The sequence below is a fragment of the Cognatishimia activa genome (genome assembly GCF_017798205.1).
GTDB lineage: Bacteria > Pseudomonadota > Alphaproteobacteria > Rhodobacterales > Rhodobacteraceae > Cognatishimia > Cognatishimia activa_A.
In genome coordinates, this window is the sequence record NZ_CP060010.1 from 1,163,005 (window position 1) to 1,178,144 (window position 15,140).

The 15,140-nt window shown below is 57.5% G+C and carries 15 protein-coding genes; 9 read left to right on the forward strand and 6 right to left on the reverse strand.

The features are described from left to right. Positions 1–4: 4 nt before the first annotated feature. Entirely contained in the window at positions 5–1,174 is a 1,170-nt protein-coding gene (locus HZ995_RS05640; RefSeq protein ID WP_209357686.1) for a hypothetical protein, read from the reverse strand. 69 nt (positions 1,175–1,243) lie between these two features. After that, the gene (locus HZ995_RS05645; RefSeq protein WP_209357687.1) at positions 1,244–1,918 is read right to left on the reverse strand and encodes a TetR/AcrR family transcriptional regulator; all 675 of its coding nucleotides are present in this window, start codon (positions 1,916–1,918) and stop codon (positions 1,244–1,246) included. A gap of 69 nt (positions 1,919–1,987) precedes the next feature. Between HZ995_RS05645 and HZ995_RS05650 the strand changes: the two genes are divergently transcribed. The 7 genes from HZ995_RS05650 to HZ995_RS05680 all read left to right on the forward strand — a co-directional run bounded on the left by HZ995_RS05650 (position 1,988) and on the right by HZ995_RS05680 (position 9,446). Then, positions 1,988–2,794 carry an ABC transporter ATP-binding protein gene (locus HZ995_RS05650; RefSeq protein WP_209357688.1) on the forward strand — a complete coding sequence of 269 codons (807 nt, stop codon included), beginning with the start codon at positions 1,988–1,990 and terminating at the stop codon, positions 2,792–2,794. Continuing rightward, positions 2,794–3,792: a branched-chain amino acid ABC transporter permease gene (locus HZ995_RS05655; protein WP_209357689.1), complete on the forward strand. Its 999-nt coding sequence runs from the start codon at positions 2,794–2,796 to the stop codon at positions 3,790–3,792. Before HZ995_RS05650 ends, HZ995_RS05655 begins: the two co-directional genes overlap by 1 nt. Then, positions 3,789–4,862 carry a branched-chain amino acid ABC transporter permease gene (locus HZ995_RS05660; RefSeq protein WP_209357690.1) on the forward strand — a complete coding sequence of 358 codons (1,074 nt, stop codon included), beginning with the start codon at positions 3,789–3,791 and terminating at the stop codon, positions 4,860–4,862. The genes HZ995_RS05655 and HZ995_RS05660 overlap by 4 nt, the downstream gene beginning before the upstream one ends. 21 nt (positions 4,863–4,883) lie before the next feature. Then, positions 4,884–6,101, forward strand: coding sequence for an ABC transporter substrate-binding protein (locus HZ995_RS05665; protein WP_245168762.1), 1,218 nt, complete (start codon positions 4,884–4,886; stop codon positions 6,099–6,101). Positions 6,102–6,180: 79 nt separating this feature from the next. Next, entirely contained in the window at positions 6,181–6,975 is a 795-nt protein-coding gene (locus tag HZ995_RS05670) for an ABC transporter ATP-binding protein (protein ID WP_209357691.1), read from the forward strand. A gap of 9 nt (positions 6,976–6,984) precedes the next feature. Then, positions 6,985–8,802, forward strand: coding sequence for an AMP-dependent synthetase/ligase (locus HZ995_RS05675; protein ID WP_245168763.1), 1,818 nt, complete (start codon positions 6,985–6,987; stop codon positions 8,800–8,802). Continuing rightward, positions 8,799–9,446, forward strand: a complete 648-nt coding sequence (locus HZ995_RS05680) for an alpha/beta hydrolase (protein WP_245168764.1) — start codon at positions 8,799–8,801, stop codon at positions 9,444–9,446. The genes HZ995_RS05675 and HZ995_RS05680 overlap by 4 nt, the downstream gene beginning before the upstream one ends. Here the strand turns inward: HZ995_RS05680 and choV are convergent. The 3 genes from choV to choX all read right to left on the reverse strand — a co-directional run bounded on the left by choV (position 9,443) and on the right by choX (position 12,316). Then, positions 9,443–10,465, reverse strand: a complete 1,023-nt coding sequence (gene choV / locus HZ995_RS05685; RefSeq protein ID WP_209357693.1) for a choline ABC transporter ATP-binding protein — start codon at positions 10,463–10,465, stop codon at positions 9,443–9,445. The two genes, HZ995_RS05680 and choV, sit on opposite strands and share 4 nt — an antisense overlap. Position 10,466: 1 nt before the next feature. Next, entirely contained in the window at positions 10,467–11,297 is an 831-nt protein-coding gene (gene choW / locus HZ995_RS05690; protein ID WP_209357694.1) for a choline ABC transporter permease subunit, read from the reverse strand. 95 nt (positions 11,298–11,392) lie between these two features. After that, complete coding sequence (choX, locus tag HZ995_RS05695) at positions 11,393–12,316, reverse strand: choline ABC transporter substrate-binding protein (protein ID WP_209357695.1); 924 nt, start codon at positions 12,314–12,316, stop codon at positions 11,393–11,395. A 107-nt stretch (positions 12,317–12,423) separates the two neighbouring features. Here choX and betI point away from each other — a divergent pair, with 107 nt between their 5' ends. Together betI and HZ995_RS05705 are read left to right on the forward strand one after the other, a co-directional pair. Then, positions 12,424–13,008: a choline-binding transcriptional repressor BetI gene (betI, locus tag HZ995_RS05700; RefSeq protein WP_209357696.1), complete on the forward strand. Its 585-nt coding sequence runs from the start codon at positions 12,424–12,426 to the stop codon at positions 13,006–13,008. A 79-nt stretch (positions 13,009–13,087) separates the two neighbouring features. Beyond that, positions 13,088–14,134, forward strand: a complete 1,047-nt coding sequence (locus HZ995_RS05705; protein ID WP_209357697.1) for an AbrB family transcriptional regulator — start codon at positions 13,088–13,090, stop codon at positions 14,132–14,134. Here HZ995_RS05705 and HZ995_RS05710 read toward each other — a convergent pair. Next, positions 14,131–15,054 (reverse strand): carbohydrate kinase family protein, encoded by a 924-nt coding sequence (locus HZ995_RS05710; protein WP_209357698.1) that lies wholly within the window; start codon positions 15,052–15,054, stop codon positions 14,131–14,133. The two genes, HZ995_RS05705 and HZ995_RS05710, sit on opposite strands and share 4 nt — an antisense overlap. Positions 15,055–15,140 lie beyond the last annotated feature (86 nt).

The window sequence follows — 15,140 nt, forward strand, 5'->3', positions numbered from 1 at the left end:
TTGCTCACTCAAAATTCGTGAATGCCAGCAACCTGACCTCGCGTGTCGCCAGATTCAACGCATAGAGTCGGTGTTTTCCATAGCCGGTAATCCCTTCATCCAGCTTGCTCGTTGCCTCCGCGATCAACCATTGGTCTTCATAAACGCGAGGCTTGAGCCTTGGGGGAAAGGCATTCGGATAGGCGTAGAGATCCGTGAAACCAGGCAAGGCACGCACTTCGAACAGGACGGTTTCGATGCTTTCCCCAAGGCGCAGCAGCGCGATTTCTCCGGGGCGACTACGCGCGCCTGTCAAAACAAAGAGATCATTGTCAGAGTCACGCAAAATCCCCGCCGCATCGTAGCCGCGCAAATTTTCGACAACGTCCCATTCACCACTTTCCACTTCGACACGATAAAGCCACCCCGGGCCACCAAATGTGACACCAAAAATGGCTTTGGTTTCAGCGTCATAATACGCGCCATTGGGCAGAAACGGTCGCTCTACATCTTCTGGAAGTGGGAAAATCTTGGTTCCCTCGCCTGTTTCAAAACGCATGCCCGTCGGTGTGAACGTCGCCTTTGGTGCGTCGCTATGCGAAGGGTTCGCCAGATACGCCTGCAGGCGTCCTGGCAAATCCGTGGTCTGGCCCACGAGAGGCTCGAGGTAACCGACAGGTCTGCGACTGCTTTGGTTCAAAGTTGAGACAGAAATCGCCCCCTCCGGAGCTTGCCTGCGGACTTGAACACTGCCCGCTCCTCGGACGTCGGTCTCTTGAAAAAGCCGATTTAGCAGATTGCGATAAGGTCCACCGAGAAAGCCGTCTATGAACGGCAAGTCCGTGTTCTTGTCCATCGGCAATGGTAGGTCGTGAAACAGAATAGAGCTCTTGGGAATAACGCCCGTTGCCAATGGTTTGGCCTCTTGCCCGCCTAGGATGATGGTTTCGATGACACTCTGGTCAGAGGCTTCTATCTGCCATTCCACAGCCCCCCGATCCAGCAGAACCAAAACAACCGATACGCCCGGTCGGTCTACCCATACTTTGGCGCGGGGTGGATTGGTGAAATCTCCGGATGCAAGCCAGCCTTTCCCGACGGCCACGATATGCAATTCGCGTTCTGCGATCGCAGGGCTTGCGCATGCGAACGCAAATACAAAAACGCACAGAAGTCGCCGCCAGATATGAGACACGAAATTCCCCTTCCTCTGATGCAGAGTACTTAACTCTAGCGCAGTCCGGGTATCTGTCGCGTCGAAATCTCAATTTCCGTCAGGCGCCGCGACTCCACGCAACAAAAACTCGGTGTAGGAATTGGCAATATCTTCGGCCGACATCGTGCCGTCCTCACGGTGCCAGCGTGGAATCCAGTTCACGCCCCCCATGATGAAATAGATCGTCGGCTTCCCAATGTCTGACCGCATCGACCCGTCCGCAACGCCGTTCTTGGTCAGCGACAAGAGATTCTCTGTCAGCGCCGTGTTGCGCTTGCGAAGGCCCTCGATTGCAGCATCAGGTACCGAATTCAGCTCGCTGACAATGGCAATCGATCCATGGGCGCAATTCAGGTAAATCAGCTCTCTGGTGAAGTAGCAGAGCTTGTCCAGCGACGTGCCACCCTGCGCTTCAGCCTCTTCGATCAAGGACTCACAAATGTCCAACGTGCGGGTGTAGCAGTCGAGCAGAAGCTCGGATTTATTCTTGTAGTAATAGTAGATCGATGGCTTCGAAATCCCAATGATCTCAGCCACTTCATCCAAAGAAGTCGCATCAAACCCTTTGCGGTTAAACAGGTCGCTCGCCACCTGGCGAATGTAGTCAACTTTGCGCATACGCAGCGCGTCCCGTTTAAACGGAGACGTCGTTGTCGCGATTTGCGCACCACCCTGTGCCATTGGTCCTCCGGTCATGGATTCGGAAACATCGGGGCGCACCATAGTCCCTCATTCCCAATATGAAAGTCGCAGACTTGACTTTATAGTCAGGTAATTTAGCCTAAAGTCAACATGCCTAATTTCCGATCAAACGGAAGGGCATTGGGAGGGGTAAATTTGTTAAAGGTAGACGACATTCAGTTGTCTTTTGGAGGCGTGCGCGCACTCCAAGGCGTGAGCTTTGAGGCCGCGCCCGGCGAGATCACCGGTATTATTGGTCCGAACGGAGCGGGGAAGACCTCGCTCTTCAATGTGATCTCGGGGTTTTACAAGCCGGACACTGGAACCGTGACGGTTGAGGGGCAGGATATCTCGAGCCTGAAACCGGACGCTCGCGCGGCTTTGGGCATCGCGCGCACCTTTCAGAACATCGCCCTGTTTCGCGGCATGACCGTTTTGGACAATATCAAACTGGGTTGCCATACGCGGCTGAATGCGAATGTCTGGTCGGCGTTGCGGTATTTCGGATCCGCCCAGAAAGAAGAGCTGGAACTCCGCCGCGATCTCGAAGAGCGGGTTATTGATTTTCTGGAGATCGACCATGTCCGCAAAGCTCCGATCACCGCCCTGCCCTATGGTCTGCAAAAACGTGTCGAGCTGGGACGCGCCTTGGCGATGAAGCCCAAGATCCTTCTGCTCGATGAACCCGTCGCCGGTATGAACCGTGAAGAGACCGCCGACATGGCGCGGTTTATTCTGGATGTGCAGGAACAATTCGGCACGACGATCCTCTTGGTCGAGCATGACATGCATATGGTTATGGATATCTGCTCTCGCGTGGTGGTTCTGAACTTTGGTCAACAGATCGCGCAGGGCACACCGCAAGAAGTCGCGCAAAGCAAAGAGGTCATCGACGCATACCTCGGGCAGGCGGCCTGATGGGACAGTTTCTGCAATTTGCTATCAACGGTCTGATGGCGGGCGCGATCTATGCGCTGATCGCTTTGGGGATTGTCGCGATCTACAAAGCGACCCGCGTGGTGAACTTCGCGCATGGCTATGTGATCATGATCGGGGCCTATCTGTATTACACCTTCGCAGTGCTCCTACCCGCGGCCCCTTGGTTTCCAGATCTCTTGTTCCAACCCGAGTGGCTGGTGGACGCGAAATCCAAAGCGCAGATGTTCTCGCCCGAAGCCGCTTGGCTCGCGTGGCTGGAAAAACTGCCGCGCATCATTTTTGGCCTGATCTGCGCGATCATCGGATCGTCGATCTTGGCGCGTTTGATCGAACGCTTCCTGATGCGCCCGCTTTTGGGGCAATCCAACTTCGCAATGATCATGATCACCGTCGGCCTGATCTCGGTTCTCTCTGGTGCGAAAAGCATGATCTGGACCGGAGACGCAGCCTCTGTGCCCCACCTCGCGCCCAACCCCGCCCTGAGGTTCGAAGTTTTCGGCTCCAAAATCTTCATCTTCGGAGCCAACCTTGTCAGCATGGGCCTCGCGCTGGTCATTTTCGCAGCCATCGTGATCTGGCTGCGCCGTTCGACATCGGGTGTTGCCATGCGCGCCGCCTCTGAGGACCAATCCACCGCCTATTCCATGGGCATCTCGGTGCCCCGCGTTTTCGCAAACGCTTGGGTGCTTGCCGCCGCAACCGGTGCGATTGCTGGCGCGATCCTTGCGGCGCGGGATGGAGTGTCTCCGGCGCTTGGCCTCTTCGGGTTCTCAGTCCTTGCGATCGTGCTCATGGGCGGACTCGACAGCTTTGTCGGCGTTTTCATCTCGGCCATGGCGGTCGGCATCCTTGAGGCGCTCGCCCAATGGCAACTCGGCGGCGACTGGGTCGAGATCACACCCTATGTGGCCGTCCTTATTGTTATCCTGATCCGCCCGCACGGCCTCTTGGGGCAAAAAGAGATTGAACGCATATGATCAACGGCAACCTCAAAGCGACATATGCAGCGGACGAGAAGATCGTCGACAATCGCTATAAGTTTTCCTTCGTTTGGGGGCTCGCGGTTTTGGCGGCTTTGCTGCCGATCTTTGCAAATGACTACGTGATTTTGGTTGCCTGTCAGGTCGGTATCATGGTGGTGGCCGTGGTCGGGCTGAACGTATTGACGGGCTACACGGGATTGATGTCCCTGGGCCACGCCGCTTTCGTCGCCATCGGCGCCTATGGCGTCACCATCCTGCATCACGCAGCCACAGCCCTGTCGATCCCAGAAGGGATTCAGCCTTTCTTGACCATCCCCGGAGCCATGGCCCTCGCCGCCGTCATCGGATTGGTCGTTGGCCTGCCGTCTTTGCGGGTCAAAGGCGTTTATCTGGCGGTTGCGACCCTCAGCGCGAATTTCATTATTATCTTTCTGATTGAACTCGACGCGCTCGCCCCATGGACCGGAGGCAAGACCGGTCTGACCACAGTCGACCCAAGCATCTTTGGCTGGGTTTTGGACACGCAACGCGAGGTCTTTATCCTGATCGCGGTGATGGCCTTCGCGACCGTGCTCTTGGTGCAAAACCTCTTCCGCACCCGCGTGGGCCGCGCATTCATCGCGATCCGAGAAAGAGACTATTCCGCCGAAATTCTCGGAATTTCACTGTTGCGCTACAAATTGACAAGCTTCGCGATCTCGGCAGCTTGCTGCGGTTTGGCGGGCGCTTTGATGGCCTATTTCTATGCCCGCGTGCTGCCGGAACAATTCGAGCTCCTGCTGTCGCTGCAACTGGTCGCCGCGCTGATCGTCGGCGGCATGGGCCGCACCATGGGGCCGGTCTTTGGCGTCTTGGTAATCGTTCTATCGCCAGAGCTCTTGAAGGTGATCCTCTCGGCCATCGCCGGAGATTCCATCGAAGCCGCACAGTTCCGCGCGCCGCTGCAAGAGATCATCTTTGGCCTGCTCATCATAGGATTCATCATGTTCGAACCACTCGGGATGACCCAAATCTCGGACCGCGTGTTTCGCGCTATAAATCGCTGGCCCTTCGCCCGCGGATAAAACAACAACTGGGAGGAAATTATGACGAAGTTCAATATGACACGGCGCAGCGTCCTGGCGGGCGCGGCTGCTGGAACCGCGACCCTTGGCATGCCCGCCTACCTGCGTGCGATGTCGGGCGAGTTCATCATCGGGGCGTCCTTGCCGCTGACAGGCCCCTTCGCAACAGCTGGCCAGCTGATCGCGCCGGCCTTCAGCCTCTATGAGAAAATCATCAATGACGAAGGCGGCATTGCCGGTACCAAGATCAAGTTCTCGACCGAGGACTCAGGCTATGTGCCGCAGAACGCTCTGGCGAACTATCAGCGCCTTTTGGCCTCTGAAGGCGACAAGGTCGTGGCCTACTATGGGGACTCCACCGGCTTCATGAAACTGGTCGGCCCAGAGCTGAAAGGCGATCAGGCGCGGATGATGACGTCAACGTCTTTTGCCACGGAATTGGCGAACCCCGAGACCCATCCCTATCAGTTCATGTCCGGCCCGACCTATGAGGATCAGTTCAACATCCTCTTGCAAGACATCGCAGCCAAGGGCGGCAAGACGGTAGCTTTTGTGCATTCCAACACCGAGTTCGGAACAGACCCAATCAAAGCAGGTCAGGCCAAAGCAGCCGAACTCGGCCTAGAGGTCGTACTGGTGGAATCCACCAAGCCACAGGGCGCGGATATCCCAACCCATGTGACCAAGATCGCACAGGCGAACCCAGATTACTGTATCCTTCAGGGCTATGTGACCGGCGTCTGGCCGCAGCTCATTGGCGGTGCGCGTCAGTTCGGTCTGGCGACAAAATTCATGGGCACCTTCTGGGGCATGGAAAAGCTGATCGCCGACCGTGTGACCGCCGAAGCCGGACCATTCCTCGAAGGGTATCAGGGCGTGATGCCCTATCGCTATTCCTACGACACGGAAAACGCGCCGCGCTTACAGCAGATCGCAGCCATCTCAAAAGTCGCATTGGCGGGCACGCCGCTTGAGAACTACTTCCCGACCTGGGGCATTCAGGCCTTTGCCTCGCTGGACATCCTGACCATCGCACTGCGTCGCAATGCAGAGATGGGTAAGGCACCGACCGCCGATAATCTGGCCGCCGCGCTGGCGACGATCAAAGACGTGGATCTAGGCGGCTATTTCGGCACAAATATCTCGGTTGAGAACAACAAAGTCGGCACGGGCCGCGTGTATCAGTACTCGGCAGAGAGCCGTCTGTTCACACCGACCTCTGACTGGCTGACGGTCTAACCCAGACGCAACCGCAGCGCGCTTGGGCTCGGCCAGAGCCCAAGCGCGCTGCTCCGCACCCCTTAAACCGGATCCCAAGATGCTGACGATTGAGAATATCGAAGTGGTCTACCACCACACCATCCAAGCGCTGCGTGGGCTGTCTTTGGAAGCCCCCGAAGGCAAGATCGTCGCGCTGTTGGGATCCAATGGGGCGGGCAAGACAACGACGCTCAAAGCCGCTACAAGGCTGCTGGAGCTTGAGAACGGAAAGATCCGCGAGGGGCGGATTTCCTTTAAAGGCAAACCGGTCGAGGATTTCACCCCAGACGCCTTGGTCCATGAAGGCCTGTTTCACATCCGCGAAGGGCGGCGGATCTTTACCGAACTTACCGTCGAAGAAAACCTCATCGCCGCCGCCAATGCGTTGCGTGGTCGGGATGTGAAACCGAATTACGACCGCGTCTATGACTTCTTTCCGCGCCTCAAAGAGCGCCGCAAACAGATCGCCGGCTACCTGTCAGGCGGAGAACAGCAGATGCTGGCCTTTGGCCGCGCAATGATCGCAAAGCCTTCGATGATCCTGATGGACGAACCTTCGCTGGGCCTCGCGCCCAAGGTCATCGCCGAGATCTTTGACACCGTGAAACGGCTGAACGCCGAGGATGGTGTCTCGATCCTATTGGTCGAACAGAACGCCAATGTCGCCTTCTCGGTCGCCGATTACAGCTACATCATGGAAGGCGGCCAGATCGTCATGGAAGGCGATGTGGCGAAATTGCGCGACGATCCGGATGTGCGCAGCTTCTACCTCGGCGTTGCCACCGAAGGCGAAGCCCGCGAGAGTTTCCGCGATGTGAAACACTACAAACGCCGCAAACGCTGGCTGAGCTAGGGGATGTCGATGACCACATTCACCAAAGACAACTTCCGCACCTCGGTTCAGGTCATTGCCGAACACGGTGCGCAGAGCCCCGACAGGGTTGCGATCCGTCAGAAACGCTATGGGGTCTGGAACGAGATCACCTGGGCGCGGCTGGATGAGATCGTCAAAGAACTGGCGGCAGGCCTGATCGAACTGGGCGTGAAACCTGGCGACAAAGTCGGTGTGCTGTCAGAGAACCGTCAAGAATGGGTGCTGACGCAATTCGCAGCGCAAGCCGTGGGCGCCATCGTCGTGGGCATGTACCCCACCAGCCCCGCCGCCGAGATCGACCACCTCGTGAACGCCTCGGAAACCGAAGTTTTGTTCATCGAGGATCAGGAACAATTCGACAAAATCGTAGAGCTCGGCGACCGCGCCAAGAACCTGCGGCAACTGGTGGTCTTTGACCCCAAAGGGCTGCGGATGAGACCCTATCTCAAGCTCACGTCCTTTGATGAGATGCAGGCGATGGGGCAGACTAGCCTGCCGAAACATGCCTCGGATATTCAAACCCGAAGTGACGCGATCACGCCCGAGGATACGGCGCTGATGGTCTTTACCTCTGGCTCGACCGGGGCGCCGAAGGCTGCGGAAATCAGCCATGGCAATTTCTACGCCGCCATGCGCCTCGCTCTGGATCTGTTCGAAGGCCTGCCCGCCGATGTGAACATCCTCAGCTACCTGCCGCTCTGTCACGTGGCAGAACAGAATATGACCGTGGTGAACTGCCTTTCCGCCCGACGCACAATGAACTTTGGCGAGAGCCTCAGGACCATCACGCTGGATCTGCGCGACGTGGCGCCAGAGTTGTTCTTTGGCGTGCCGCGCATATGGGAAAAGATGCAGGCGGGCCTTTTGGTGCAGATCAAAACCGCCAATCCGATTCAACGTCGCCTGACCGAGATCGCGCTGGCCTCGGCCCACAAGCGCAGCAAAACCCCGCGCAGCAAATGGAGCCTTACCCAACGCATCGCCAACAGCTTCTGGGATGCAACGGTCTATCGCCATATCCGCTCCTATCTCGGCCTAGGCCGCGTCAAAATCGCGCTGTCAGCCGCCGCGCCCATTTCTGAAGACCTCTTGGTGTTCCTGCGCGGCATCGGCGTGAATATCCGCGAAGTCTGGGGCATGACAGAGACCTCGGGCGCGGCCTCGATCCAACCAAATTGGGGCGATTGCGACGGGCGCGTCGGGTTCTTTCCAGACGAAATGGAAGCCAAAGTCGCCGAAGACGGAGAGCTTTTGGTCAAAGGCCCTATTGTCTTCAAAGGCTATTTCAAGAACGACAAAGCCACCGCCGACACGCTCGTAGACGGCTGGCTGCACACCGGAGATGTCGCCGAAGCGCTTCCCGATGGCTCCTTTTCCATCGTGGACCGCAAGAAGGACATCATGATCAATGCGGCGGGTAAAAACCTGACGCCGTCGCTGATTGAAAACACGATGAAGGCTAGCCCCTACATCAAAGAATGCATCGTGATTGCCGATAAACGCCCCTATGTTTCGGCCCTGATCCAAATTGATTTCGACACGGTCAGGCTTTGGGCCGAAAGCAAGGGGATTTCCTATACAACCTTCCGGTCTTTGGCCGAAAACCCAGATATCGTCGCACTGGTTGACCGCGAAGTCGCGGCCCGCAACAAAAACCTCGCGCGGGTGGAGCAGATCAAGAAGGTCTGGCTCTTACCCAAGGAACTTGATCACGATGATGGAGAAGTCACGGCCACAATGAAAGTGCGCCGCTCCAAGATCACCGAAGCCTATGGCGAGGCGATTGAGGGGCTTTATGCAGCTTGAACGTTGACGAAGGCAGGCTTGGCATCACAAACTTAGCCATGATTTCGCTGAAACGCCTTTTTTGCCTTATCCCCATTGCAGCGCTGAGTGCCTGCATCGGCACGGATTATGAACCGATGCAATTCACCAGCGATGGCTCGGACATCGTCGCGCGCGGTGCAATTGACGCGGGGACGTTGGATCGGTTTCTGGACATCACCGAACGCCACCCCAACGCAAAGACTCTGGTCCTGGAAATGGTCGAAGGGTCCGTCGACGACGAAGCCAACCTGATTTTCAGCCGCGAAGTGCGAAAACGCGGGTTCACCACTGTTGTGCCCTCGCAAGGTTTGATTGCATCAGGCGGCACGGACCTGTTTCTCGCAGGTGTCACACGGCAGATTGCGCCGGGGGCTTGTGTTGGCGTGCACAGCTGGGGCGGGGATGTCGAGGGACGCGATGTCCCGCGCTCTGACCCCGTCCATCAAGAATATCTAAGCTACTACGACGTCATGGGCACGCCGCGCGCGTTCTATTGGTTCACGCTGGACGCGGCAGGCGCAGACGAGATGCATTGGATGTCTGCCGCTGAAGTCGCGCGGTTTGGCATGACCACAGCACCCACCACGGGTTTGGCAAGCGCTGCGGTCTGTGATGCGCGTTAGCTGCGCGGATCAAGCAGCTTGCTGAGCACCCGCTCTTTTGTGACCTCGCCGATCAGCTTACCGTCTTCCATCACACCGACGGTCGACCCGGTTTCACCGATCAGTTTCATCACGTCGCGGATGTCTGTATCAGGTGCCACCGTCTTTTCAGGCGCATCTCCGGCAGGCGTCAGAACATCCCGCGCGCAGAGCACGCCCAGCGGGTTCATATGGGCCACGAAATCCGCCACATAATCATTGGCGGGGGCAGAGAATATCTCTTGCGGAGTGCCACATTGCACGATCCGGCCGCCCTCCATGATTGCGATGCGGTTGCCGATTTTGAACGCTTCATCCAGATCGTGAGACACGAAGATAATCGTGCGCTTGAGATCTCGTTGCAGCTCTAGCAATTCATCCTGCAGCTTTGTGCGGATCAAAGGATCAAGCGCCGAGAACGGCTCGTCCATCAAGAGGATCGGCGCTTGGGTTGCAAAGGCACGCGCAAGGCCGACGCGTTGTTGCATTCCGCCCGAGAGCTCCCCGACTTTGCGGTCGGCCCAGTCAGACAGGCCAACTAATTCTAGCTGTTCCATAGTGCGCTCAGAACGTTCGGATTTCGACATGCCCGAGAGTTCCAGACCCAGCCACACGTTCTCACGCACGGTGCGCCATGGCAGCAGGCCGAACTGTTGAAACACCATGGCGATGTTGTTCTGACGAAGGCCTCTCAAGGTGGCGTCATCTGCATTGGTGACGTCTACAAGTCCCTTCCCGTCATTCACCTTCACCGCGCCGCGCACGACGGGATTTAACCCGTTCACTGCCCTGAGAAGCGTCGACTTGCCAGAGCCTGACAGACCCATCAGCACAAGAATCTCGCCTTCTTCGACGGTCAGGGAACAATTGTGCACACCAAGGATCTGGTCGGTCGCTTCCTGCACCTCGGCCCGGTCGCAGCCCTTGTCCATCATCGGCAAGGCGCTGGCGGGTTTGTCGCCAAAAACGATGGAAACGTTGTCGAATTCTACTGCCGCCATTTTACCGCTCCACCCGCAAAACGCGGTCGAGCATGATGGCCACGACCACGATGATAAATCCGCTTTCAAAGCCCAAAGCCGTGTTCACCTGGTTCAAGGCGCGCACCACCGGCACGCCCAGACCATCCGCGCCCACAAGCGCCGCGATCACCACCATCGACAGCGACAGCATGATCGTTTGGTTCAAGCCCGTCATGATCTGCGGCAACGCATAGGGCAGCTCCACTTTCCAGAGCGTCTGACGGCCCGTCGCACCAAAGGCCTGCGCCGCCTCAAGCAGGTGTTTCGGGGTCGAGGACACGCCAAGATGCGTCAACCGGATCGGCGCGGGCAAGACAAAGATCACCGTCGCGATCAGACCCGGCACCATGCCGATTCCGAAGAACACAATTGCAGGGATCAGATAGACGAAGGTCGGCAGGGTCTGCATCAGATCAAGGATCGGGCGCATGGCCACATAAAGGCGCGGACGGTGAGCCGCCGCGATGCCTATCGGCACCCCAATCGCCATACAGACCACACAGGCCGACAGCACCAGCGTCAGGCTCTCGGTGGTTTCCTCCCAATAGCCTTGATTCAGAATAAAGAGGAACCCCAGCGCAACCATCACACAGGTTTTCCAGTTGCGCTGCAGCCCCCAAGCAATCGCCACGAAGACCGCTGTCACAAGCAACGGATGCGGCGTTTGCAGGATCCAGAGGATCGAGTCGATCAACAGCTCCATCACCCAGGACAGCCAGTCAAAAAACGGCTCGCCTGTGTCCTGAAGCCAGTCAAACAGCCGTTTGGCCGTCTTTCCAACTGGGATTTTCGTCTCTGTGAGCCAGTCCATCCGGTTGCTCCTCTAAGTTTTGATATTGCATCCAGAGGACGTGCCACGCGCGCCCCACCGTAGGGCAGGGCGCGCGTTTTTCTACGTCTCTACGCTTAGTTCAGCGCCGCAGCGACAGCGGCAACCGCATCGCCACCGTCTTTCGTGGTGACGCCTGCAAGCCAGGCTTCATAGGCCGCTGGGTTTGCTTTCAGCCAGTCTTCGGCTGCGTCCTCTGGGTCTTCACCATCGTTGAGGATCGCCGACATGATCTCGTTTTCCATCGCCAGCGTGAACTTGAGGTTGCCGAGCAGTGCCCCGACGTTCGGGCATTCGCCCACATAGCCCGCACGGGTGTTGGTATAGACGGTCGCACCACCGAAATCCGGGCCGAAGTAGTCATCGCCACCGGTCAGGTAGCCCATATCAAAGTTGGCGTTCATTGGGTGTGGTTCCCAGCCCAAGAAGACAATCGGCTCATCCTTGCGGGACGCACGGTCGACCTGTGCCAGCATACCTTGCTCAGAGCTTTCCACGACCTCAAAGCCGGACAGGCCGAAGGCGTCGGAATCGATCATGGATTGGATCAGACGGTTACCGTCATTGCCTGGCTCGATGCCAAAGATCTTGCCGTCCAAAGCGTCAGACTTCGCTGCGATATCGGCGAAATCATTGATGCCCATGGCTTTCGCCGCAGCATTCACCGCCAGCGTATATTTCGCGCCCTCAAGGTTCTCGCGCACGGTGTCCACAGTGCCTGCCTCGCGATATGGCGCGATGTCGGCTTCCATAGTTGGCATCCAGTTGCCGAGGAAGACGTCGATGTCACCACCCGCCATAGAGGTATAGGTCACTGGCACGGACAGGACCTTGATGTCGGTCTCATAGCCCAGCGCTTCCAGAACAACGGTGGTCGCAGCAGTGGTCGCGGTGATGTCGGTCCAGCCTACGTCAGAAAAAGTAACTTCGCCGCAATCAGCAAATGCGGCGGATGCGGAGGCCACGAGAGCCAACGCGGAAATGGTCGATTTAAGGGTCATCGGGATCTCCCTGATTTTTTATTGATTGACGAGTCAGTTAAAAAATATTCTTCTGCCTTACGTCAAGATAAAAAAACCGCTCCTGAAGGGGCGCAGGGAGACGGACAATGCCCAAGGTTGGAATGGAACCCATCCGCCGCAAGGCCATGGTGCAAGCCACGATCGAAGAGATCGGGCGGGCGGGCACCCTAGATGTCACCGTCACACAGATCGCAAAACGCGCGGGTGTCTCAACCGCCTTGGTGCATCATTACTTTGGGTCTAAAGAGAAAATCTTCATGGCGGCGATGCGTCATGTCTTGTCGGTCTATGGGGCCGAAGTGCGGGGGGCTCTGCTGATGTCGGACACGCCCCAGCAGCGGGTCGAGGCCATTGTGCGAGCGTCTTTCTCGACCAATAACTTCAAGAAGGAAGTGCTGTCGGCTTGGCTGAACTTCTACGTGGCAGCCCAAACCCTGCCCGAGGCGCAACGGCTTTTAAGGGTCTATCAAAGGCGAATCGTGTCTAACCTAACCTCTTGCCTCAGGCCATTGATGGGCGCGCGCGCGCCCTCGGTTGCGCGCCGATTGGCTGCGTTGATCGACGGTATCTACCTGCGCATGGGTCTGGGCGGCGAAGAGCCAAATGCAAATACAGCCGTTACTATGGTTCTGGAATTGCTGGAACTGGAACAAGAGCGTCAGCTGCATTGAAACCGCCACGGGCTTTGTGCTGACTTGCGTTCTGGCACCCGTTTGATACTCAAAAGGGGTCTTTACAAGTATCAGTCTCATGCCATTCCGACCGTCCCGCGCTCAGTTGAACACTTTTGGCATCGCTGCCATCGGCGCGGCGATGTTTTGGAGCCTCGGTCTCCCGCTACCTTTCCTCTTTGGCCCCATGGCGGCTTGCCTGCTCACGGCGCTCTTTGGCGCGAAACTCAGCGGATTTGGGCAAGTCGGAGACGCAGCCCGCACGATCCTGGGCGTGACCATTGGCTGTTCGATCACCCCTGATGTGGTGCATGAACTGCCGCGCATGGCAGGCTCGGTCGCGCTGATCCCGCTCTATATCATCCTGATCGGAGTCATCGGCGTTCCGTTCTTTCGTTATGTCTGTAAGTTTGACTATCCTACGGCCTATTATGCCTCCATGCCGGGCGGGCTACAGGACATGATCCTTTTCGGAGAAGAGGCCGGCGGCAATGTGCGTGTGCTGTCTCTGATCCATGCCACCCGTGTTCTGGTGATCGTGATCGCCGCTCCGATCATCTTAACGCAAGTCTACAACACACCCCTGACCAACCCGATCGGACAGCCTGCCCGAGACCTGCCTTTGCATGAAATGGGCCTTATGGTGTTTGCCGCTTGGGCGGGCTGGAAAGGCGGCGAGCGCATCGGACTGTTCGGCGCCTCGATCCTCGGCCCCTTGATCCTCGCTGCAGCCCTGTCCCTTGGAGGGTTCATACATTCACGTCCTCCTGCCGAGGCAATCCTAGCTGCGCAGTTCTTTTTGGGCGCAATCGTGGGTGCGAAATATGTGGGGGTGACACTCGGAGAATTGCGCCGAGTGGTCCTGGCTGGTATGGCGTTCATGCTGGTGCTGACCCTGCTGGCGGCTGCTTTTGCGCAGGTGGTGACAGCTCTGGGTCTTTCGGCCCCGGTCAATGCACTCTTGGCGTTTGCGCCCGGTGGCCAAGCCGAATTGACCATCCTGACAATCATCGCAGGTGGCGACCTCAGTTACGTCATCACCCACCATATCACCCGGATCATAGTGGTGATCATCGGCGCACCCATCGCCGCACGACTGCTGTGGAACCGACCGGATAGGTCCTAAAGCTCGTGCGCCCAAGGCGGGTTTGCGCCCGCACGAGACACGGTGACCGCTGCAACTTTGGCACCATGTGCAAGCACTTCTTGCATCTGCGCAGGGGCAATCCCTTGCGCGGCGAGTTTCGACAAAAGCCCCATCTGAGACAGTTTGGCCAGAACGCCCGCGTTAAAGGTATCCCCTGCACCAACCGTATCTACGACCTCGGCGCGCTCGGATGGCACAGAGACCTGCGTTCCATCCGCAAGAAACGCTGTCGCGCCCTCTTTGCCACGGGTGACGACCACGACCTTTGGCCCCATGGCCTGCATTCCCGCGGCCTGCGCCTCAATCCCGCTGTGCTCGGGCAGTATCCAGTCCAGATCCTCATCGGACACTTTGACAATATCCGCACAGGCTAGCATCCGAGACAAACGCGCCCGGTATCTTGCTTCGTCTTGAATAAAACCGGGTCGAATGTTTGGATCCATCATCACCAAGCGACCAGCCGCCTCGGCCTCGCACAAAGCCGCATAGGCGTCAGCGCCCGGTTCACAGGCAAGGCTGATCCCGCCGAAAAACAGCGCTTTCACGTCCTGCGGCACGCTGGCGAAATCTTCATAGCGTAACATCCGGCCAGCAGAGGCTTCGTCATAAAACTGATAGCGCGCATGCCCGTCCACGAGTTTCACAAAAGCCAAAGTCGTCGGGCGGTCGCTGTGCACAACCATCGAAGTCCCGACGCCACTCGCGCTGAGCCCATCGATGAGTTGCTGCCCGAATAGATCTAAAGACAAGCCTGTTGCCATCGACACATCTTGGCCAAGCCGACCCAAAGCAATCGCTGTATTAAAGATCGCCCCGCCCGCATGCGGAACAAACCCTTCGCCCCCTTCGGTTGGGGCAGGGATCATGTCGATTAGGGCTTCACCGCAACACAGGATCATAGCAACCTCGATATTCACCAAACTTTAGCGCTAACATGAGCGCCTTCACCCCGTATACACAAGAAAAAAGGCAGGTCAAACGCCTG